The sequence below is a fragment of the Arthrobacter sp. ERGS1:01 genome (assembly GCF_001281315.1).
Classification (GTDB): domain Bacteria; phylum Actinomycetota; class Actinomycetes; order Actinomycetales; family Micrococcaceae; genus Specibacter.
In genome coordinates this window covers 1,204,649-1,225,210 of record NZ_CP012479.1, presented here as the reverse complement: position 1 = coordinate 1,225,210, position 20,562 = coordinate 1,204,649, and the positions used below count along the sequence as shown (strand labels likewise).

General features: G+C 60.3%; 19 protein-coding genes and 1 pseudogene. 11 read left to right on the top strand and 9 right to left on the bottom strand.

Going from position 1 to position 20,562, the window contains the following annotated elements; genetic code table 11:
• Positions 1-6 precede the first annotated feature (6 nt).
• Entirely contained in the window at positions 7-735 is a 729-nt protein-coding gene (locus AL755_RS09425; protein ID WP_237762644.1) for an FAD:protein FMN transferase, read from the top strand.
• Between the two features lie 74 nt (positions 736-809).
• Positions 810-1,157, top strand: a pseudogene (locus tag AL755_RS09420) (VOC family protein); the annotation flags it as partial.
• Between the two features lie 364 nt (positions 1,158-1,521).
• Here the strand turns inward: AL755_RS09420 and AL755_RS09415 are convergent.
• Both AL755_RS09415 and AL755_RS09410 read right to left on the bottom strand, forming a co-directional pair.
• Entirely contained in the window at positions 1,522-2,718 is a 1,197-nt protein-coding gene (locus tag AL755_RS09415; RefSeq protein ID WP_054010781.1) for a HAMP domain-containing sensor histidine kinase, read from the bottom strand.
• A complete protein-coding gene (locus AL755_RS09410; protein ID WP_054010780.1) occupies positions 2,715-3,365 on the bottom strand; it encodes a response regulator transcription factor in 651 nt (216 codons plus the stop codon). Before AL755_RS09410 ends, AL755_RS09415 begins: the two co-directional genes overlap by 4 nt.
• 111 nt (positions 3,366-3,476) lie before the next feature.
• Here AL755_RS09410 and AL755_RS09405 point away from each other — a divergent pair, with 111 nt between their 5' ends.
• Positions 3,477-4,214 carry a hypothetical protein gene (locus tag AL755_RS09405; protein WP_054010779.1) on the top strand — a complete coding sequence of 246 codons (738 nt, stop codon included), beginning with the start codon at positions 3,477-3,479 and terminating at the stop codon, positions 4,212-4,214.
• Positions 4,215-4,447: 233 nt separating this feature from the next.
• The gene (locus AL755_RS09400) at positions 4,448-5,146 is read left to right on the top strand and encodes a response regulator (RefSeq protein ID WP_054010778.1); all 699 of its coding nucleotides are present in this window, start codon (positions 4,448-4,450) and stop codon (positions 5,144-5,146) included.
• Between the two features lie 30 nt (positions 5,147-5,176).
• Here the strand turns inward: AL755_RS09400 and AL755_RS09395 are convergent, their stop codons facing one another.
• Positions 5,177-6,958 carry a molybdopterin-dependent oxidoreductase gene (locus AL755_RS09395; RefSeq protein WP_082369045.1) on the bottom strand — a complete coding sequence of 594 codons (1,782 nt, stop codon included), beginning with the start codon at positions 6,956-6,958 and terminating at the stop codon, positions 5,177-5,179.
• A gap of 218 nt (positions 6,959-7,176) precedes the next feature.
• Between AL755_RS09395 and AL755_RS09390 the strand changes: the two genes are divergently transcribed.
• Positions 7,177-8,655: an amino acid permease gene (locus AL755_RS09390; RefSeq protein WP_054010776.1), complete on the top strand. Its 1,479-nt coding sequence runs from the start codon at positions 7,177-7,179 to the stop codon at positions 8,653-8,655.
• A gap of 39 nt (positions 8,656-8,694) precedes the next feature.
• Positions 8,695-10,611, top strand: a complete 1,917-nt coding sequence (locus tag AL755_RS09385) for a pyridoxal phosphate-dependent decarboxylase family protein (protein WP_054010775.1) — start codon at positions 8,695-8,697, stop codon at positions 10,609-10,611.
• Positions 10,612-10,704: 93 nt separating this feature from the next.
• Here the strand turns inward: AL755_RS09385 and AL755_RS09380 are convergent, their stop codons facing one another.
• Positions 10,705-10,929 carry a hypothetical protein gene (locus AL755_RS09380; RefSeq protein ID WP_054010774.1) on the bottom strand — a complete coding sequence of 75 codons (225 nt, stop codon included), beginning with the start codon at positions 10,927-10,929 and terminating at the stop codon, positions 10,705-10,707.
• A 68-nt stretch (positions 10,930-10,997) separates the two neighbouring features.
• On the bottom strand, positions 10,998-11,465 hold the full coding sequence (locus AL755_RS09375; RefSeq protein ID WP_054010773.1) for a universal stress protein: 468 nt from the start codon (positions 11,463-11,465) through the stop codon (positions 10,998-11,000).
• Positions 11,466-11,636: 171 nt separating this feature from the next.
• On the opposite strand from AL755_RS09375, the gene AL755_RS09370 reads away from it, so the two are divergent.
• Together AL755_RS09370 and AL755_RS09365 are read left to right on the top strand one after the other, a co-directional pair.
• Positions 11,637-12,092 carry a universal stress protein gene (locus AL755_RS09370; RefSeq protein WP_082369044.1) on the top strand — a complete coding sequence of 152 codons (456 nt, stop codon included), beginning with the start codon at positions 11,637-11,639 and terminating at the stop codon, positions 12,090-12,092.
• A 3-nt stretch (positions 12,093-12,095) separates the two neighbouring features.
• On the top strand, positions 12,096-13,736 hold the full coding sequence (locus AL755_RS09365; RefSeq protein ID WP_054010771.1) for an ABC1 kinase family protein: 1,641 nt from the start codon (positions 12,096-12,098) through the stop codon (positions 13,734-13,736).
• Here the strand turns inward: AL755_RS09365 and AL755_RS09360 are convergent.
• Positions 13,730-14,152: a pyridoxamine 5'-phosphate oxidase family protein gene (locus tag AL755_RS09360; RefSeq protein ID WP_054010770.1), complete on the bottom strand. Its 423-nt coding sequence runs from the start codon at positions 14,150-14,152 to the stop codon at positions 13,730-13,732. The genes AL755_RS09365 and AL755_RS09360 overlap by 7 nt on opposite strands.
• A 72-nt stretch (positions 14,153-14,224) precedes the next feature.
• Complete coding sequence (locus AL755_RS09355; RefSeq protein WP_337589580.1) at positions 14,225-15,949, bottom strand: sensor histidine kinase; 1,725 nt, start codon at positions 15,947-15,949, stop codon at positions 14,225-14,227.
• 182 nt (positions 15,950-16,131) lie between these two features.
• Here AL755_RS09355 and AL755_RS09350 point away from each other — a divergent pair, with 182 nt between their 5' ends.
• The 3 genes from AL755_RS09350 to AL755_RS09340 all read left to right on the top strand — a co-directional run bounded on the left by AL755_RS09350 (position 16,132) and on the right by AL755_RS09340 (position 18,280).
• The gene (locus AL755_RS09350; RefSeq protein ID WP_054010769.1) at positions 16,132-16,602 is read left to right on the top strand and encodes a pyridoxamine 5'-phosphate oxidase family protein; all 471 of its coding nucleotides are present in this window, start codon (positions 16,132-16,134) and stop codon (positions 16,600-16,602) included.
• 94 nt (positions 16,603-16,696) lie between these two features.
• On the top strand, positions 16,697-17,161 hold the full coding sequence (locus tag AL755_RS09345; RefSeq protein ID WP_054010768.1) for a pyridoxamine 5'-phosphate oxidase family protein: 465 nt from the start codon (positions 16,697-16,699) through the stop codon (positions 17,159-17,161).
• Positions 17,162-17,200: 39 nt separating this feature from the next.
• Positions 17,201-18,280, top strand: coding sequence for a zinc-dependent alcohol dehydrogenase family protein (locus tag AL755_RS09340; RefSeq protein WP_054010767.1), 1,080 nt, complete (start codon positions 17,201-17,203; stop codon positions 18,278-18,280).
• A gap of 62 nt (positions 18,281-18,342) precedes the next feature.
• On the opposite strand, the gene AL755_RS09335 is transcribed toward AL755_RS09340, so the two are convergent.
• Entirely contained in the window at positions 18,343-19,212 is an 870-nt protein-coding gene (locus AL755_RS09335; RefSeq protein WP_054010766.1) for a universal stress protein, read from the bottom strand.
• A gap of 68 nt (positions 19,213-19,280) precedes the next feature.
• Positions 19,281-20,198: a slipin family protein gene (locus AL755_RS09330; RefSeq protein WP_082369042.1), complete on the bottom strand. Its 918-nt coding sequence runs from the start codon at positions 20,196-20,198 to the stop codon at positions 19,281-19,283.
• Between the last annotated feature and the right edge of the window lie 364 nt (positions 20,199-20,562).

Below are 20,562 nucleotides of genomic sequence, written 5' to 3'. Positions count from 1 at the left end.
ACCGTCATGGGCATTCCAATGTCCATTGACATCCGTGATGCCGGGGACCACCACGTTGCAGCGGCTGAAGCCTTCGCAATCCTGCACGAGGCCGATGACATCTTCAGCCCCTACCTTCCGAACAGCGAACTTAGCCGGCTTAACCGCTTCGAGCTCACCCTTGAGACCATGGGCGAGTTGTTCATGGAGGTGCATGAACGCGCATCCCAATTTGCAGCACTTTCCGGTGGAGTGTTTTCACTACACACCGCTTCGGGCCAGTGGGACCTCAACGGCATCGTCAAGGGCTGGGCTGCCCAAGGGGCGGCCGACAGGCTACGGGCACAGGGACTGGCAAATTTTTGCATCAATGCCGGAGGAGACGTGATCGCCGCCGGGACCTTTGAACCGGGCAAGGCATGGAATGTGGGGATTCGATCTCCGCAGTCCCCCAAACACATGATGGCGGTGCTTGCTCTTGACGATATGGCGGTCGCAACTTCCGCCACCTACGAGCGGGGTGGGCACATCATTGACGGGCGCACGGGATGCACCGCCCACGGATTCTCAAGCGTCTCGGTGATCGCATCAGATCTGACCACCGCAGATGTTCTCGCAACGACTGTCTTCGCGATGGGTTCGAAAGGGCCACGGTGGGCTGCTGAAAGATTCGATTGCAGCGTTCTGGCACAAACTGAGAACGGCACTTTCATCGATGCTGGAGATCTGAGGCGCTGGCTGGCGCCCGCAAAGTAATGATGCGTCCCTCAGATTCGTCCTGGTGGGATACGACGTCAGCGCCCTCCGATTGAGGTGGGGCCTTTACGTTCTACACGACGGGACTTGGACTTCGCCCCATGGGAGAGCTCGCCGAGGACGGCGTCCCGGAGCCGCTGCAGTTCGAGCTCAACGACGGCGACCGGCTCATGCTCATCCCCACCGGAGGTTTTGGGTGGGTCGTGGGAAACCGCGAAGTGGCCCACAGCAACCAAAGTGAAAGTTTCATCAGCATCACGGCCGGGAGCGAAGCGGACGTGGATGAGCGGCTCCGGAAGGCCCGGCAGCCTGGGGCCACCATCGTCACCGATGCCGCCCTTCAGCCATGGGGTTATACCGGCACCTTTGCCGATGTGGACGGCCATCTCTGGCTGGTCACCTCGTCTTCCCCGCCGGACTGAGCTCGCCGGATGGTGCCCATCGTGGGCGCCGACTTGTGTCCGTTCTTGTTTGGATGGCGGCTTTGCCAAGGATCGACCAGGGAGTGAGTGGCCTTCGACGGGGCCCAACCAGCACGCGGTTCGGGACCTCTCCCACGACCATCTTCGTCTACTACAGACAAAACCGGATTAGAGAACATTCCTGGTTTCCCGGTTCTCACCCCAGGCGATCAAACGTATTTGCTCGCTCCCTGTGGTGCCGTCCAGCCCGACACGTAGGGACCAGGGATTTAACTGGTTCAAGTGCAACGGTCCGTGCGTCGCACCTCCTACCCGCATTACTGTTGTCCAAACAGTCCCGGGTGCTCCGATTCTGTTCCCGGCTTCACCGACTGCCGTCTATGGCGGGCTGACGAGCCGGCAATTCGACGCTGATTGCCATTCCGCCGTCCGGGCAAGCGACGGCCGTGACGTTGCCGCCATGTGTTGTGGCAATGGACTTTACGAGCGTCAGGCCCAGCCCGTGGCCTCCACTACCGACGCGTTGGTGGATGCGGGTGAACGGGTTGAAGAGGTCATCCAGCTGGTCGGAGCCGATAAGCGGTCCGGTGTTGGTGACATGCAGGACGGCCATTCTGTCCTGTGAGAGTGTCGTAATCTGAACGGTGCCGTCGGGTTTGTTGTAGCGGATGGCGTTGTCGATGAGGTTGGCGACAAGCCGCTCGATCAGTACCGGATCTCCCGCGGCAGGTGCTGGCTGTAGCGAACGCGTAGGGCGGAGGTTTCCCCAGCTTGCCGTGCTTATGACTTTATCGGCTATGCCGGAAAGGTCCAGTGGCTCGCGGACCAGGGTGCCGCTCTCATTGCGGGCCAGGGCCAGGAGGGTCTCGATCAGTGAGTCAGCCTGCTCGACGGCAACCCTTACCTCGTTACCCATCGCGGCCAATTCGTCCGTAGTGGGCGCCTTCTTGGCAAGGACGACGTCGAGGGTGGTCCGCATGACCGTCAGGGGTGTACGGAGTTCATGGCTGGCGTTAGCGATGAATTGTTGCTGGCGGGCAAACGCCGCTTCAAGCCGGTCGAGCAACGCGTCAAACGTGTCGGCCAGTTCCCTCAGTTCGTCCTGTGGCCCCGTCATACCCAAGCGGACGCGAAGATTGCCAGCACTGGAGGCGCGGGCGGCCTCGGTCATTTGGTGGATTGGCTGCAGGATCCGCCCGGCCAGATACCAGCCCAGAAAAGTGATGACGATGGTTACGGCCAGGAGGACGAGTGTCGAAGTGAGCAGGAGGTTATCCAGGATGCCTTGGCGCTGGACGCGTGCGGCCGCGGAGACGCCGTTGGCCAGGGTGCTCGCGCATTTTGCTTTCAGCGTGGGATCGGTTTCAGCGGTGGATGGATTCATCCGGGCACAATCCTCGATGAAGGTTGGGTCGGTGGCGGGGGTGCGAATGCTTCCAAGGCTGAGGTTTTGGGCGACGAGCAGGTAGGTGGCCACGATGACAATCGAGCCGCCGATGGCAAATAGCACGGTGAACAAGACGGTGAGCCGGGCGCGGGCCGTGAGCATGTGTACTTTCACATCCGGTACCCCCTGCCGACTACCGTTTCAATCACCACTGGTTCACCGAGTTTCTTTCGCAGTCGCGCCACAGTGACGGCCACGGTGTTGCTGAAAGGGTCGATGTTTTCATCCCATTCGTGCTCGAGGAGTTCCTCGGCACTCACCACCGCCCCGTTCGCCGTCGCGAGGTGCGCGAGAACCGCGAATTCCTTCTTTGTGAGGCGGATTTCCTGTCCGGACCGGCTGACCCGGATTCGGGCCCGGTCTATGGTCAGATCCCAACGGTGGAGGATGGCCGGTTGTGAGGGCTCCCTCCGGGCCAGGGCCCGGATGCGGGCGGTCAATTCCTCGAAGGCAAATGGTTTGCACAGGTAGTCATCGGCTCCGAGCTCGAATCCGTCGATCCTGTCATGAACTTCCGCGGACGCCGTGAGCATGATGATCCTTGGAGCGGGTGTGTAGCTCGCCAATTCCTTGCAAACCCGGTCACCATGGACCACGGGCAGATCACGATCAAGAACGACGACGTCGTAGGGGACACTCGCTGCTGAATCAAGCGCCTGCCGTCCATCGAACGCCACATCAGCGGCCATCCCGGCATCGCGCAGCCCTTCCGCGATCCGCTCAGCAAGTACGACGTGATCCTCGACGACTAGAACCCTCATGCCTTCATTGTGCGCCGATCGGGGTGACATCACCCTAACAATCCACGTTCTGCTGATGTCACAGCCACCGGGCTACTACTGAGGTATTGATAGTGACCGAAGGAGGAAACGATGAATCTCGAACACTATTTTGACGCCATCTACTACTCCATGAATGCCGCCGTGTTCTTGTTATTGGCAGCGGCCGTCGGCCGCGGAATCGTGCTCACGCGGCGGCCGGGAATCGCGAGCGACATTGAACATGGTCGGGGAACCGTCTTTGCGGGAGCAGGGACCATGGTTGCCCTCGCCGGCGGATTGATGGCCGATGCACTGCTCAAGACATCGGTGTGGTTCCAGCAAGTACGGTTCGGCCTCTACTTCCTCGGCTTTGCACTCATCATGGTCGGCACATGCACAATCCTTCGCGGCTCTGAAAGGGAAGGCATCGGATTCCTAAGCCACATCCGCCGAATTCTCTTGCCATTGTTTGCTCTGACGGTGATCATCAGCGGCTTCTTCCTCTCGGCGCCGGAGACGTTTATTCACAACAGCAACAACCAACAGATCCAGTTGGCGGTCTATTGGCTTCCCCTGCTGCTCCCCACCGCCGTCGGGTCAATCGCCCTGTTTTCCGCCGCTGCCCTGTCACGGTCCGAGGGCCGCCGAAGGACAATCCTTGTGGGAGCGTTTGAGAGCCTGCTGTTCCTCGGTCTTCTCAGGGAATCCGGGATACTGCAGGACCTTGGCGACCCGCTCATCAACCTTCTGGTGTCCTTTGTACCGTTCATGCTTGCCGCGCTCTTCCTTTTCGCCGGTACGTTCCCACGACGGCAACGGCAACGGCAAGAACACAACACCGGGCTCTGACAGTTAGCCCTGACATGGACACCCGAGCAATGCAAGAGGCTCCACCCTGATATCTCCTGGTCCCCTAAGCAATTGGGATCGAAGTGGCGTGCAAGCCGGCAGCGGGACGTTTGGCCCTTGTGGCGGGTTGGTGCGTGCGAAAGACTAACAAGACTGACGCAGTACCACCTCAAACGTCACAGAGTCGAAATTCCAGATCAGGATTCTTCATCGCCGCCGGGGAGAGAGCCGTAATGAATAACGTAGCTTCATCCGAACACAAGGTGGCGGCTGCCCGGGTGGGGCCGATCACCGTTTTCATCCTTGACGACCACGAACTTGTCAGGCGGGGGCTGAAGGAACTCCTGGAGGGCGAGGGATTCAGTGTAATCGGCTCCACCGGGTCCGCATTAGAGGCCACCCGGCGCATACCCGCCCTACATCCGGACGTCTCGGTCTTGGATGCCCGGCTACCGGACGGCACCGGCATTGAAGTTTGTCGTGACGTCAGATCCGTGGACCCGTCCTTACAATGCCTGATTCTTACCAGCTACGACGACGAACAAGCGCTGCGAGGGGCTGTTCTCGCGGGGGCTGCCGGCTATGTGCTCAAGGAAATTGATGGGACAGACCTCCTGACGTCTTTGCACCGGACGGCCAAAGGCGAGTCGCTGTTTACGGCCGACGTCATGGCGAAGGTTGTTCAAGGCTTGGCGGAACCTGACCGCGTGGATCCCCGAATATCAGCACTGACCCCGCAGGAAGGCCGGGTGCTCAAACTCATCGGCCGGGGTTTGACCAACCGGGAAATCGGCCTTGAAATGTTCTTGGCCGAAAAGACCGTCAAGAACTATGTATCGTCACTGCTGGCGAAACTGGGCTTTGAACGCCGTACACAAGCGGCCGTGTTCATCACCGACACAAAGTGGATGGCCCAGCCCGAGCACGGCTGAGTGCCTGCCACCCTAACAAAACAAACCACGTCAAATCGATTGCCGGTACCCGAAGAATTCGTGGTCGTTGTTGTATCCGCCCAGCCCGCCACCGATGTCGGTGAAGTCCTGGACAAACTCGATGCCCTTGACCCATTTGACCATCTTGAAGCCGAGCTCCGATTCGTTGCGCAGCCGCAGTGGAGCACCGTGGCCGAACGACAGGGCTTCGTCGTTCATGTCGTAGGCGAGCATGGTCAGGTGGTGCCCCATCTGATCGATGGGTTGGGCATCATAATAGAGTCCGCCTTCGGGTCCGAAGGCGAAGGAGTAGAAGATGACCCACTTCGCCTCAGGTTTCGGCTTCACCATGTCCAGGATGGTTTGTAGGGAGACGCCACCCCATTTAGCGACCCCTGACCAGCCCTGGATGCAAAAATGCTGGGTGATTTGCTCGTGATGGGCCAACCCCCGCAGCTTTTCCATGCCCAGCTCTACAGGGTTCTCAACGAGCCCGTTGATGCGCAGTCTATAGTCGGCGAAATTGACGGCCAGGAGTTGCTCGTATTCCTCAGTGTTTGGGTAGTTGCCGTTGTGCCAAAAGTACGGGGAGATGTCCTTCTCCGTGTACTGGCCGGGCTTGGAGTCGACGTGTTCGAACAGGCGTTGTGTCGGCCCAATGAGGGCGAAGCCGACTCTCTGGACGACCCGCGGGTGCCGGTAGGTGAAAGGGGTGGCCGCCACCCACGCGACAATCACCACGGCCATGGCTGCCGCGAAAATCCAAAAGCCCGTCCATGATTCTGTGTCCTGGGCGGCGAACATATGGTTGAGGTTCTGCAGGGCGCCGGTGGTCAACACGAGCGCTACGTGGATCACGATGAACATCACGAACCAGCACAGAACCAGAAAATGCAGGGACCGGGCGACCTGGATGCTGAAGATGGAACTGATACGCCGGAATTTGGTGGAGAGCGCCGGGGACATGCCCAGCCCCGTGACCAGCGCGAGCGGGGCGGCGATGAAAACCGTGATGAAGTACGCGATCAGTTGCAGGCTGTTGTAGTTACTCCACCCGCTCTCGGCCGGCCAATCCAATGACAAATACTGGATTGCCACAGAGATCGCGTTCGGAATGACATCCCAATGCAATGGGATCAGGCGCACCCATTGCCCGGTCGTGAAAAGCAGGACAAAGAAGACTATGCCGTTGGCCAACCACAGGGTGTCGATGCCCAGGTGCCACCAGCGGGCCAGGCCGATGGAATGCCGGCGTCCAGGCAGGCCAACCCCGTCCGGCAACGTGATCGAATCCTCCTTGGCCGTGTAGAGCGGGTTGGACGGTACCGGTTTCTGGACCCGGAACCAGTCCCTGCCCGGGGTGGAGTGCCGGATCCAATAGAGCCGCGGATGGTCGGAGAGAATCGTGGCACCGGAACGGATGATGAAAGTCATGAAGAACAGGTTCAAAAAGTGCTGCCAGCCGACCCACGCGGGAAACCCGACGGGCGCATTGCCGGGCAGCTCCGACATCCCCGGATACCGATGAATGAAATCCTGCACGGAGGGGAGCCCCCTGATGCCCTTGGCAATTCCGACGGCGACCAGGAGTAGAAGAAACCCGATCGGGATAAGCCACAACAAATTGAACCATTTGCCTTGACCAACCCGCACCCGTGGAGCCACACCGTATTGGGCAGGTACTCCCCCGGCCCACGTCTCATCAACCACAGAGAACCGACGGCGATCAAGCTCCGAGCGAAAACTCGCGCGTCCACCGCCGGCACCGATATCTGCAGCAGGACGAGGGGGATCTTCCGGCAATGGGGTCATGTTTCGAAGCCTAGCCATGCTGGTCCGGCACGGCTAGGGCCAAACTCGATCGGCAACAGGGGTCCAAAGCCTCTGATCGCCCGACCTACCGCGACGTAAGTTGACGATATGACCCACTCCCACGGAATCCGGTGAGAGCGAAGGCCGGTAAGCATACAGGCTTCTGCCGTACCGCCGTCGTAAGTAAGTTTCAGCCACACTGCTAGGAGTGTCCGACCATGAGCCTTGACCAACGCACCCGCCGACCTAAAGTGGTCACCATCAGCTTGTTCGGTTTTGTGATGGTCACTTCCGCCGCGCTGCTAAGCATTCGCACTTTCCCCACTGAAGCGCTTCTGGGCTGGCAGTCGGTCATATTCAACATTGCCGCCATCGTCATGTTCTTGCTTCCCGCCGCCTACGTTGCGGCGGAACTCGCCTCCGGCTGGCCTGGCGAAGGCGGCGTGTATGAATGGGTCAAGCAGGCTTTTGGTGAACGTTGGGGATTCACCGCGGTATGGATCCAGTGGTTCCAGATGACCATTGGTTTCATAGGCATCCTTGCGTTCATAGCCGCCGCACTGGCCTATGTGTTTGCCCCCGGGCTTGCCGGGAGCAAACTGTTCGTGTTCATTGTCATCGTGGTTGTTTGGTGGGGGGCCACACTCGCCAATCTTCGCGGATTGAAGGTTTACCAACGCCTGACCACCTGGTTCGCCGCCGTCGGAACCTTCCTGCCTTTCATTGCTCTGGTTATCGGCGCAGCCATTTACCTCTCGGCCGGGCATGCCCCTCAGATTCCGCTGATGCCGCCGTCGTGGCAGTCCTTGATGCCCAACTTTGGCTCGGCGAACAACCTGGTCCTGCTGGTCACGTTCGTCTTCTTCTTCATCGGCATTGAGGTGACCGCCGCCCACGTGAACGACATGAAACGACCAAGCCGTAACTACCCCATCGCCATCCTCATCGTCAGCGTCGTCATGGCCATCATCAGCATCTCCGGTGCCTTGATCGTTGCGTGGCTGGTCCCCGCAAAATCGATGAGTCTCAACGCCGGCATCATGCAGGCCTTCGCCATCATTGTTGGACCAAGCTCGACCTGGATTGTCCCCACGGTCGGCATCCTGATCGTCCTTGGTGCCGTCGGCGAGGTTGTCGCCTGGGTCCTCGGCCCGGTGCGGGGCCTCCTGGTAACTGCCCGCCTTGGATCGCTGCCACCTATCTTGCAAAAGACGAACAAGCAGGGCATGCCAGTGGGACTGCTTATCGCCCAAGCCATCCTGGTGACCTTTTGGGGTCTCGTGTTCCTTTTCTGGCCCGGAAACATCAACGCGAGCTTCTGGGCGTTGTTCGCACTGACCACCACCGTCTACATCGTCATGTACTTCCTCATGTACGCGGCCGCCATCAAGTTGCGGACAAGCCAGCCAAATACGGTGCGGCACTTCCGGATCCCAGGCGGAAAAGTGGGCGTGTGGATCGTCGCAGGCTGGGGATTCCTGGGCATGGTATTCGTCTTCCTAATCGCCCTTCTGCCGCCAAGCCAGGTGGCCGAAAACGCCACACCTTTTGAGATCTTCATGATCGTCGGCACCGTCCTTGTCACCGCCGTCCCGTTGATTATTTTCCGGTTCCGCCGTGCATCCTGGGTGCCCAAGCCCGATGAGGAACCGCAAACAGAAACCGAATCGGGAACCGTGCCTACCCCCGTCAGCTGACAGCCTCACGCCACACCGACCCAAAATGAGAAGGTCCCCATGCCCGACGCCACAAGCAGCCCAAACCGCCACTCACCCATCGATGTCAGACCCCTCTTCCTTGGCCCGAAGGCGGAAAACCGCAAATTCTTCAAAGAGGCGGTGGACGGTCTCGTCCAGGAACATATTCACTGGAGGCGCGATTTCCATCCGGAAGACGCCGACATCATCAGCCCGGCCGAAACACGCGAAGCCTCGTTCGAGGCCGCCGTGGACCGCAGCCAGCAGGTCCTTGAGGAATTGACGTCCCGACTCAAATCAACCTCGACTCCTTGGTTCTCCACACGCTACCTCGGACACATGAACTCCGACACCCTGATGATCGCCAATCTTGCTGAAATAGCGACCATTCTGTACAACCCCAACAATGTCGCCTATGAATCCTCGGTAGCCACATCACAGATGGAAACCGAAGTCGGACGGGATTTCGCGACGCTCGCGGGATGGAGCCCGGACACCGCCTGGGGCCACCTCACCACGGACGGAACAGTCGCCAACTACGAAGGACTCTGGCTCGCCAGGAACCTTAAGTCCCTTCCCCAGGCCATGAAGCAAACCTGCCCGGCCCTGGTTGAGGGAAAGTCCGAATGGGATCTGCTGAACCTGCCGGTCGACGTTGCGTTGGACCTGCTCGACACCATCAAGGCCGACAGGGACCTCTTCAAACGCACCATCGCCGAATCGAGCCGGGGTCGAGGCTCCGGCAACGGTCTTTTGGGAAAAGTGCTGGTGCCAAGCACCCGCCACTACTCCTGGGACAAGGCCATGGACCTGTTGGGGATCGGGATGGAGAACCTCATCACCATCCCCGTCGACCAGCACTACCGGATGGACCTGGGCGCCCTGCAGTACGTCATTGACGAATTGGTGGAGCAGCAGATCCCCATTCTCGCACTGGTCGGCGTCGCCGCCACCACCGAAGAAGGGGCCGTCGATGACATCGCGGGGATGCGAGACCTCATAGCCACGAACCGTGCAAACGGCGTCAATTTCTACTTCCACGTCGATGCAGCCTACGGGGGCTACGCCCGGTCGTTGTTCCTCAACGAGGACGGCTCCTTTATGTCCGCGCCGGAACTCCACGCGCGACTGGCGGAAGAAGGGTACGACGACGGCTGGCCCAGCGAGAGTGTCCGGTCAGCTTTTGAGGCTATCGGATCCGCGGACTCGATCACCATTGACCCCCACAAGATGGGGTACGTTCCTTACGCTGCCGGCGGAGTCACCTTCCGCGACCGCCGCATCCTGGCCCTGATCTCCTACGCCGCCGCGTACGTCTTTGAGGACGGCGGCAATCTCGATGAAAGCCTGGGCAGTGTTGTCCTGGAAGGGTCCAAATCAGGGACCACGGCCGCCGGTGTCTGGGCCGCGCACCAACTACTGCCCCTGAACCATAGCGGGTACGGGCAGCTCATGGCCCGAAGCTGGGCCGGAACCCGGCACTTCCTGGACACGTTGAAGACCGTTGAACTCTTCCCCGTCGCCGGCACGATGGTCACGTGCCTGCCCTTGATCCCGGATCCGGATTTCAATATCGTCTGCATGGCATTCAACGTCGTCGGAAACACCAGCCTGGCCCGCATGAACGCCCTGAATCAGGAGCTCTATCACCGCTTTTCCTACGAGTTTGGGCCCCTCTACAGCGACGACTGGATCACCTCACACACGGAACTTCGCAAGGATGTATACGGCAATGTGCCGCAAGAATTCATCGAACGGATGGGGATCACGGCATCAGACTGGGACTCATTGGGCACGGTGACGGTCCTTCGGAGCTGCGTCATGCACCCCTGGCTTGCCCACACCACCGAATACCCGGAACTGTTCCAGTCGTATCTGCAGATCTTGACGAAAACCGTGGGAGAAATTCTTGAAACGACGCAGGCACACTTGGTGGTCCCAGCCCCCGCCATCTAAGACAAACCGGTTGCTAAGAATCCCTGCATTCTTAGCAACCGGTGCGTCTCCCCAAAGGGCCGACGACGCTCGGCAGCTAGGGTGGGCATCCCCTCACATCTGCCGGTGGTCAGCTGGCCCACGCCCAAAGTCATGAAGGAACTTCAGGTCTTTCTCGGTCAGCGGCATGATGCCGTCTTGGTCGACCTTGATGTGACCGGCGTAGCCGGTGCTGATGATATTCACGAGCGTTCGCGGCAACGCCCGGCACCCCGGGTTTTGCCTAAACCAGTCTTGAGACTTAGGGTCTAGCCCCTGCCAAACGTCTTGAATTTCCATACCTGCCGAACCCCTTTGTGATCGAAAATGCCGTCTGCCCCAACCGCACCCGCGGCGGGGTCGTGTCCTTAGGTGGCGTGTCCAAGCAAGTCGTCGGAGTCCTCATCAGCGTGCACCACGAGCACGGGACACAGTGCATGGCTGATGCAGGCCGAGCTGACCGACCCGATCCGCAGACCCGCGAAACCGCCGCGGCCGCGCCGTCCAACGACCAGCATTGCGGCATCCCGGCTGGCTTCGATCAGGGCTGGACGGGCCGGGGCGTGCAGCAACTTGCTGTCCAGGTTTTCCGGTGTGTTCGTGCCAAAGGCTGCCTCAATGCTCTCACTCAACGCTGTCTTTGCTTCCGCTTCCAGGTCTTCCGGGCCTAAGGCCATCGGTTCGGCCCAGATGCTGGGGTAATCCCAGCAGGTAACCGCCTCCACACGCCCCTTCAGTGCAGTGGCTATCCGTTCGGCCTGGTGCAGGGCGTGGACCGAATTGGCGGATCCGTCTACGCCGACGACGATCCTGACTGGTTCTGATTCCGGAGTCACGGTGAATCCCCTTTTTGGATTGCTGAACGTTCGCTCACGGTTCAATGCTGGCCCATCCGTGTCGACTCTCCTAGAGGCCAAAGTCACATTCTGGTCGGGCCTCCGATTGGGTCATCGGGTCAGGGCCTTCGACTCTAGTAACCTCCGGCACCGCTGAGCACACTGGGTCCTATGACTGGATCTGCAGCTGTCACGAATCGAATCGTCGTTGGTGTCGATGGTTCGGAAAATTCTGCCCTGGCCTTGAAAAGCGCCGGGACGTTGGCCACGGCTTTGGGGGTGCCGCTGGACGCGGTCATCTGCTGGAGGAGGCCTGAGAGGTATTACATGGCGGAACTGCCGGTGGGGGGATTTGCCGAGCGCGACAGTTTTGTTGACGATGCACGCCATTTGGTGGACCGAGCAGCCGAACAAGTATTTGGGCCCGAGCTGCCCAGGAGTTTCCAAATAGTTGTCAGGTACGGCCACCCCCCGCAGGTTCTCGTCGATGAAAGCCGCACCGCGGGCATGCTGGTCCTTGGGCGCCACGGTCATCGGGGCTTTCTCGGGCTGAGCCTCGGATCGGTATCCGACGCGTGCGCCACTCACGCACATTGCCCGGTTCTGATCGTCAGCGACCACGGGTAGACCATGAACACTCATCTGGAACGCCTGGCCCAGGTCGCCGAGATCTTCGCCCGCCATGGTTTGGGCTATCTGTCTTCGGCCACCACCTCGGAGAAGTGGCATCCGGGGCGAAGCCCAGGATCAAAAACCGCTATCTCCACGCCCCAACGACTCAGGCTTGCCCTGGAAGAACTGGGCCCGGTGTTCATCAAGCTCGGGCAGATGCTCTCCACGCGCCCGGATCTACTGTCACCGGACTATCTTGCTGAGTTGTCCAAACTTCAAGATAGTGCCCCGCCTGTTCCTGCGGACGTTGTTCGCTCACTCATCCGCCAGGAACTGGGCGCGACGCCGGAGCAGTTTTTTGCCGCGTTCGACGACGCCCCCCTGGCCAGTGCATCTATCGGCCAGGCTCACGCAGCAACACTTCTTGACGGCACCGCCGTAGTCATCAAGGTTCGCCGTCCAGGTGTTGTCGCCGTGGTCAACGAGGATCTGGAAATTCTGCAAAATCTGGCCACCCACGCTAGCCACAATTGGGCAGCCGCTGCCAACTACAACCTGACCGGTATCGCGGCAGACTTCGCGGCAACACTGCGGGCAGAACTTGATTACCTTCAGGAGGGCCGGAACGCCGAACGCTTTGCGGCCAACTTCGCGGCGGTGCCGGACATTCACATTCCCCGGATTTTTTGGGCCACAACAACGTCTCGCGTGTTGACGATGGAACGCATCCGCGGGCTCAAGGTCGACGACGACCATGCCCTCACGGCGGCGGGCATCGACCGGCATGAACTGGCCGATCGCGCAGCCAGGGCGGCCGCGAAAATGGTTTTCGACGACGGCTTCTTCCATGCAGATCCGCACCCCGGCAACTTGTTTGTCGAACCGTCAGGTTCGATCGGCCTGATCGATTTCGGCATGGTCGGCGAGGTCACCATGCAGCTCCGTGAACAGCTTGCCAAACTGCTGCAAGCTTTCACCTCAAATGACCCCAGCCGCATCAGCAACGCATTGCTGGCACTTTCTGTCTCTCCTCCGACAACGGACCGCAGCACCCTGCGACAAGATACGGCCGTGTTTATGCGGCTGTACGAGGGCAAGAAATTGGGGCAGCTCGACATTGCCCCGTTGATCACCCATATGCTGGCCATCCTTCGCAACCATCACCTCCAGCTCCCCCGCGAAATGGCACTGCTCATCAAGATGCTGCTCATGACGGAGGGGATGGGCGCCCGACTGGATCCAAACTTCAGCCTGGGTGTAGTGCTCAAACCCTATGCCACGCGTCTTGCGCTGGAGCGTTTCAAACCCGGCAATGTCGCACAACTGGTGGCCAGGCTCGGACTGAGCGCCGCGGATCTCGGAGCAACCCTGCCGGAGAGACTGGACCGGCTGGCAGGACGCTTGGACGACGGCGTCGAGGTGCATTTGCGGGCCGCGGAATTGGAGCCGTTGGTCGCCCGGGTCGAAAAGATTGGGAATCGGCTGGTTGCCGGCATGATCGCGGCCGCCTTTATTCGAGGCCTCGGAGACGTGGCGACGGCCGACGGCGATCGGCTCAGGACGTGGGGCAAGCCCCTGGCCGCCGGTGGCATCGGCGCTGTGGGTGCTTTGGGCGCCTACCTTGCGTGGACGGGCCGGCGCCGCGGTGGGCGTCAGTAGCGTTCAGGTTCTGCGCCCAGCGCAAAGCGGCGGCCGTTGATCGATGTCGGCGTGATCTCCACATACGTCCATTTGCGTGACTGGGTCCATGGCTGCAGTGGTAGCTCGTTGGCGGCATCTATCTCGGTCTGTGACTCGAGGATCCTGGCCGTGCCCTTGACCACCACGCTCCACGCTTCGTTCGCTGTGACGCAGTCGGTTTCAAAGGCGACGGTGGCGTTGACCGCTAGTTCGGCCAGTTTGGTGCCGGGGTTCGTCCGGATCAGCAGCAAGCCGTCGTGGGCAAGGAAGTTCAGCGGGAAGATATCGGGGTTGTTGGCGACGCTGACGGCGAGGCGGCCGAACTGGCTGCCTTCAAGCAGGCTCCACGATTCCTCGGTGGATAAAATACTTTCGAATTCTTCGTTTGTAGGCATAGCCCGATTGTCCCCGCGCCATTACGAAGCTGTATAGGGCCGGACGGCACGGTGTATGGGGCATCGCTTCGATCAGGAGAGGACTTCTTCAACGGGCACGGCCCACGTCAGGCGTGTACCAGTGTCCGCGGAACTCTCAATCGCGAAGGTGCCGCCCAGGATCTTGGCTCGTTGTTCGACGTTAGCCAACCCGCTGCGACGGACAGGGCTACCCAGCCCGACGCCGTCGTCGTCAATGACGACCGTCACGTTGTTGATGTCTACGGCAACGCTCACCTCAATAGCCCCGGCATCGGAATGGCGGACGGCGTTGCTTAGCCCCTCAGACAAGACCGCGAGCAGATGCTTCGCCGTCTCATCCGAAATCGTTGAATCGATGGGTCCGGCCAGATTGAGCCGGGGAGCGAAGGCCAGCGGTTTGGCCGCATTGCGAACGGCCCGCAGGATGAGGTCACTGAGCAGTTCCGTTTCCCCGGAACTGACGCGCAGCGAATAAATGGTGTTCCGCAGGTCCCGAATGGTTTCATCGAGCTCCGTCGTCACCGCCCTTATCCTCGCGGACGCCGTCTTATCAGTGATAAACCTCTGGAGACTTTGAATACTCAGCCCTGCCGCAAACAGGCGCTGAATCACGACGTCGTGCAGGTCCCTGGCAATGCGGTCCCGGTCCGTGAATACCATGATTTGCTCACGGAGCCGGTGCGTCCGGGCCAGCTCGAGCGCCAACGCAACATGGGAACCAAAGACAGCGCTCATTTCGACCACGATCTTTGAATAGCTGCCCGTCCCCTGACTCTTCGCCAATATCAACAGGCCCTGGTTGGTCCCCTGGGGTCCTAGTGGGATGACAATGATTGGACCTAAGGCAGTACCGTCCTCTTCGCCAAGAAGATCCGTGGCATCGTTGAAAACGGTCGGCAACCCGGTGCTCAAAACCTCGGCGACGGCCGGCGAATCAAGGGATATGGAACGGCCTGCCAGCAATGCCGCCCGTTCGCCGGCAGCCGCGGCAACATACAAATCGGGGCCATCATCGGAGGAGACACCGATTAGTGTCAGGTCCGATTCGGATTCCTCCAAGGCCGTAGTCGCAATCATGTCCAAACCGCTTTCGGTGATGTTCCGCTCGTCACCCATCATCCGGCCCACCACGTACATGCATGCTTCAAGCCAGCCCGAGCGGCGCCTGCCATCCTCGAACAGCCGCGCATTCTCAATCGCGACACCCGCGGCGGCGGCCAGGGCAACGGCAAGCTCCTCGTCCTCGGCCGTAAAGTCCCCGGCACCTTCCTTCTCGGTCAGGTACAGGTTTCCGAAGACGGTATCCCGGACGCGCACCGGGACTCCAAGAAAAGACACCATGGGTGGATGGTTTTTCGGGAACCCATAGGACGCCGGATGGTCGTGCAGATCATGAAGCCGCAGCGGCCGCGGATCACTCGTCAACAGCCCAAGCACGCCGTGACCGGTAGGTAGCGGACCAATCTTTCGAATCAAGTCCTCGTCAATGCCGACGGTGATGAAATGGCTGAGCGCCCGATCTTCACCAATAACTCCCAGTGCGCCGTACCTGGCGTTCAGCAAGGTGCAGGCGGATGTAACCACACGTTCCAACACTGCGTCGAGGCTGAGGTCTTCCGCCACAGAGACCACGGCAGACAACAGTCCCTGCATCCGTTCCTGGGTGGACAGGAGTTCTCCGGCCCGGTCCACGAACTCGCGGAGCAAATCCTCTATCCTCGTCCCGGCGGAAGCCGGCAGAATTGGCTCATCAGGAGCCTGGTTGGGATCTCTCACTGGGCCCACCTTCGATCGAATTTCGGCCACCTGATAGCAGCGGTACGCTGAGGCTGACACTGCTTCTGCCAGACTACCCCTGGCATCACAAGAGTGTCTGCAAGCACCGGCTGGGATCGAGAAGCAACTTCGGGGACTTAGTGCCCTACACATGTTGGGCCGTGGGGCCTACGGTTGGCCACATGACGAGTAAACCAGCCCCGGCAGTGACCACGGCCCTGAAACCAGATGAATGTTGGAAACTACTGCGCACCGTGTCCGTGGGTCGGCTCGCCGTTTGGGTTATGGACCACCCTGACATTTTTCCCATCAACTTCACAACAGACCACGGGACACTTGTCTTCAGGACCGGCGAGGGAACCAAACTGGCATCCGCTCTCGGCGACACCCCGGTCGCCATGGAGGCCGACGGGGTCGACGCGAACTCCGGGATCGCTTGGAGCGTCGTCGCCAAGGGCAGCGCCACTGCCATACTCGCCACCGACGACGTCCTCGGCACAATAGGGCTCCCCCTTTTTCCCTGGGAAGCGGGGCACAAGGACCATTTCATCCGGATTACCCCCACCTCGATCACCGGGCGCCGTTTTGTTGTCACCGAACCCTCGACCTGGTGGGGTTCGCTGGACTCCGCCCCGCATACAGCGAGCGAATAGCCGCCCCGCACATCAGGCCGAGTCTCCTGCGGGTGGCACAGGTTAGGACTTTCGCCCCTAACCGGCCACTCGTCAGGACCGTAACGTCATTGTTATGACAATCGATGAGTCCCCCGACATTGAAACCCTCCCCAAGACCGAATGCTGGGAACTGCTCCAGGGACAGGTCATCGGACGGCTGGCGGTCGTCGTCGACGACGACCACCCCGACATCTTTCCGATCAACTATGTGGTGCACAACGGCTCGGTCATTTTCCGAACAGCCCCGGGAACCAAACTGTACGGCTCGGTCAACAACACCCCGGTGGCCTTCGAAATCGACGGCTACAACCCCCACACCGAACAGGCCTGGAGCGTCGTGCTGCGCGGACGGGCTCAGCAGCTCGAATCCACAACCGGATTGGCCAAAGCCCTAGCCCTGCAGCCCTGGCAGGGCGGTGAAAAGAACCATCTCATTCGCATCAACACCCTGAACCTCAGCGGTCGACGATTCCATGTCACAAAACCCGACATTTGGACCACGCCGCTGGCTGATGCCCGGCGCGCATCATTTGAATAGGCCCAGCCTCCACGACCGAACCCAACGCAAGGAATCCCAGTGAAAGCACTCGTTTACGACGGTCCAGGAAATATCAGCTGGTCGGACGTTCCCCCGCCCGTGATCCTCCATCCAAGTGATGCGATAGTGCGCGTCGACACGACAACCATCTGCGGGACCGACCTCCATATTCTCAAGGGCGACGTTCCCGCCGTCGAACCGGGACGCATTTTGGGCCACGAGGGCGTGGGGACGGTCACCGAATTGGGAGCAGGTGTCAGCAACATCAAGGTGGGCGACCGGGTCATCATCTCCTGCATCAAGTCATGCGGCCACTGCACCAATTGCCGGTCAGGGCTCTATTCACACTGCCTGGGCGAGGAAGGCCGCCCAGGAATCGGCTGGATCTTCGGACACCTCATTGACGGCACGCAGGCAGAATACGTCCGCGTGCCCTACGCAGACAATTCCCTCCATGCGCTGCCGGAAAACGTCAGCGACGAACAGGGCGTGATGCTGTCCGACATTCTGCCAACGGGTTTTGAAATTGGTGTCCAGGCCGGCCACGTCACACCAGGTGATGTTGTGGCCGTCATCGGCGCCGGCCCCGTGGGTCTTGCCGCGATTTCGACGGCCAACCTCTATGGAGCAGCTACGATCATCGCCATCGATCTCGACGAAGGGCGACTCAAACAGGCAAAGGACTTCGGTGCCACCAACGTCGTCGCCTCCGGTGCACCCGGCTGGAAGGAAGAGGTCCTTGCACTCACCGACGGCGCCGGTGTGGACGTTGCCATCGAAGCCGTGGGGACGCCGCAGACGTTCACCATGGCCGTTGACCTGGTCCGGCCCGGAGGCCATGTGGCCAACGTTGGCGTCCATGGGCAAGCCGTCACACTGAACCTGGCGGAACTGTGGATTCAAAACATCACCATCAGCATGGGCCTCGTCAACGCCAGCACCACACCCATGCTGCTCAAGCTGGTGGCCCAAGGCAAAATCCCGGCAAGCAAATTCGCCACTCACCACTTCAACTTTGCCCAGATCCTAGACGCGTATGACACCTTCTCTCGTGCAGCAGAAACCAAAGCACTCAAGGTGATTATCAGCCGGTCTGCCAAAACCGATTCCACCCGCTGATCGGCAGGGGCAATAGTGGTGGGGGCCGGAACGGGTTCGTTCCGGCCCCCACCGTCCCCGTGCTATGTGCCCTTGGCCGGCCGGGTCAGGATAAGGGGACAGGGAACATGCAGTAGGACATCTTGGGTCACCGAGCCCATGAGCGCGTGCTGCACGGCTCCACTGCCACGGCTTCCCACCACGAGCAGCTGCGCACCTTGCGCCGCATCGATCAAGGCCTTCGCCGGCCCGTCTCCCGTTTCCAGACGATCACACACGGTGAGGTGAATATAGTGGGCACGCAGGCAAGTTACGGCCGTTTCCAGGATCATGCGCCCGGCAGTCTCGTCCCACGCGGCAATCCTTGGCCCAACGGTACTGCTGCTCAGCCACCCGGAGTGGGCGCGTGAAGCATGGATGAGCGTCAGTTCCGATCCGCCGCTGAGGGCTTCGGCAGCGGCAAAGTTTGCGGCTTTCGTTGAGTGCGCGGAACCGTCAATGCCAACAACGACGCCGGCATACCCGGCAGCTGAGTAGTGTGCCGGAATGACCGCCACCGGGCATCTGGCCACCATGGCAATCTGCAGAGTGACCGCCCCGAACCCCTCCCCATGACCATCAGCCGTCCTGTCCGTCCCGACCACCACCATGGCAGCGTCGCCAGACAGCTGCGCAAGCACGGGTACCGTCTCTCCGAACATCAGCTTCGTCTGCACCTCCGAAGAGGGCGCAAGTTCACGAGCCCGGATTGCCTCACTCTCCAGAAGACCCGCGATAGCATCTTTGACATTTTGATATTCCAGATTCCCCGGAGAAACCAGGTAGTCCGGAATCACATGGACCAGAAGGAGCGCAAGGTGAAGGCTTTCGGCCCGGCGGGCGCCCCATTCGAGGGCCGCCCTGCTTGAGGCTGATTGATCCACTCCCACGAAGATCGGGTGCTTCGTTGACATTGCATTTCCCTTCCTTCACATCGACCGCGCTGTGCCAGCACTCGGTGGGACAGTTTGCCCGGGCCTCTTCAGGAGACCGGCGCCAGGCCCTGTTCCTCGTCGGCCCTGTTGACACCGTAAAAATCTGCACGGCCTTGGTCATTGGCGATCATAAGCGGTTCCGCGTCCCCGGCAGGCTTTCCATTCGGGGCGATCCCGGGCTGGTTCACAGCGTTTGCCGATGCGGTTTCGCGGGCCAGGAAGGCGCCAAGTTCACTGATGGTGCTCATCAACGGTGCCGGGAAGACGACTGTCGTGTTCTTGTCGACCCCGAGCTCAACCAGCGTTTGGAGGTTCCTCAACTGGAGTGCCAGCGGGTGGGCCATCATGGTGTCCGAGGCGTCACCGAGTGCAGCTGCTGCCAAAGACTCACCTTCGGCGGCAATAATCTTCGCCCGCTTCTCCCGCTCAGCTTCGGCTTGACGGGCCATGGCGCGCTTCATACTTTCCGGAAGCTGGATGTCCTTGAGCTCCACCAAAGTCACCTCAACACCCCATTCCAGTGTGGTCACGTCCAGGATCTCCCGGATTCCCGAGTTGATGACGTCAGTTTCGGCAAGCGTTTCATCCAAAGTGTGCTGGCCCACCACTTTTCGTAGCGTCGTCTGCGCTATTTGGTCAATCGCGGAGTAAACGTTTTCAATGGCCACGACCGACTTCACGGCGTCCGCCACACGAAAATACGCGACAGCGGAAATGTCGACACTGACGTTGTCGCGGGTAATGATGCCCTGCGACTGAATAGGCATGGTGATGATACGCATCGAGACTTTCGGCATCCTGTCAATCACCGGGATGATCACCGCCAAACCGGGCTTCTTGACACCGCGGACCCGACCCAGACGGAAGACCACTCCCAACTCGTACTGATTGACCACATGGATGCCAAGCACTGCGGCGATCAGTAACACTACGACGACCACAATGATGACAATGAGGAATGTCATGACGTTTCCTTAAATGCTGACCGCTCGGGACGTTGCACGGGCGGACGATGAGCGCCAAGCCGGATGGACTGCCGCTGCGACGTGCCGCCATAAGTTCATGGACGGTGATACGGCGTTGACTTCAACGCTAGACGCATGGGTTCCGGGAATGGAGAGTCGAAAGACCCCAATCGCGCCGCGATCGGGGCCGAGCTCCCGTAGGATCCGGGCCTTTCAGCCCTAACCAAGGGCTGTCGGCGGGCATAGGCTCAAGACCACAGCAAGGTATGCCCGCGGATTCTCCCCTCACCGGCCGGCACGGCCAAACGAGATTGGAGGACAATGGACGCGAATCGATCAAAAGATGAAAGCCGGGCCCTCACAT

Coding starts and splice junctions, on each gene's coding strand:
- AL755_RS09395 (WP_082369045.1), bottom strand. CDS start 6,958: ATGACCCCATTGCCGGAAGATCCCCCTCGTCCTGCTGCAGATATCGGT.
- AL755_RS09345 (WP_054010768.1), top strand. CDS start 16,697: ATGACAATCGATGAGTCCCCCGACATTGAAACCCTCCCCAAGACCGAA.
- AL755_RS09370 (WP_082369044.1), top strand. CDS start 11,637: ATGACTGGATCTGCAGCTGTCACGAATCGAATCGTCGTTGGTGTCGAT.
- AL755_RS09400 (WP_054010778.1), top strand. CDS start 4,448: ATGAATAACGTAGCTTCATCCGAACACAAGGTGGCGGCTGCCCGGGTG.
- AL755_RS09365 (WP_054010771.1), top strand. CDS start 12,096: ATGAACACTCATCTGGAACGCCTGGCCCAGGTCGCCGAGATCTTCGCC.
- AL755_RS09425 (WP_237762644.1), top strand. CDS start 7: ATGGGCATTCCAATGTCCATTGACATCCGTGATGCCGGGGACCACCAC.
- AL755_RS09330 (WP_082369042.1), bottom strand. CDS start 20,198: ATGACATTCCTCATTGTCATCATTGTGGTCGTCGTAGTGTTACTGATC.
- AL755_RS09410 (WP_054010780.1), bottom strand. CDS start 3,365: ATGAGGGTTCTAGTCGTCGAGGATCACGTCGTACTTGCTGAGCGGATC.
- AL755_RS09405 (WP_054010779.1), top strand. CDS start 3,477: ATGAATCTCGAACACTATTTTGACGCCATCTACTACTCCATGAATGCC.
- AL755_RS09380 (WP_054010774.1), bottom strand. CDS start 10,929: ATGGAAATTCAAGACGTTTGGCAGGGGCTAGACCCTAAGTCTCAAGAC.
- AL755_RS09350 (WP_054010769.1), top strand. CDS start 16,132: ATGACGAGTAAACCAGCCCCGGCAGTGACCACGGCCCTGAAACCAGAT.
- AL755_RS09390 (WP_054010776.1), top strand. CDS start 7,177: ATGAGCCTTGACCAACGCACCCGCCGACCTAAAGTGGTCACCATCAGC.
- AL755_RS09360 (WP_054010770.1), bottom strand. CDS start 14,152: ATGCCTACAAACGAAGAATTCGAAAGTATTTTATCCACCGAGGAATCG.
- AL755_RS09385 (WP_054010775.1), top strand. CDS start 8,695: ATGCCCGACGCCACAAGCAGCCCAAACCGCCACTCACCCATCGATGTC.
- AL755_RS09335 (WP_054010766.1), bottom strand. CDS start 19,212: ATGTCAACGAAGCACCCGATCTTCGTGGGAGTGGATCAATCAGCCTCA.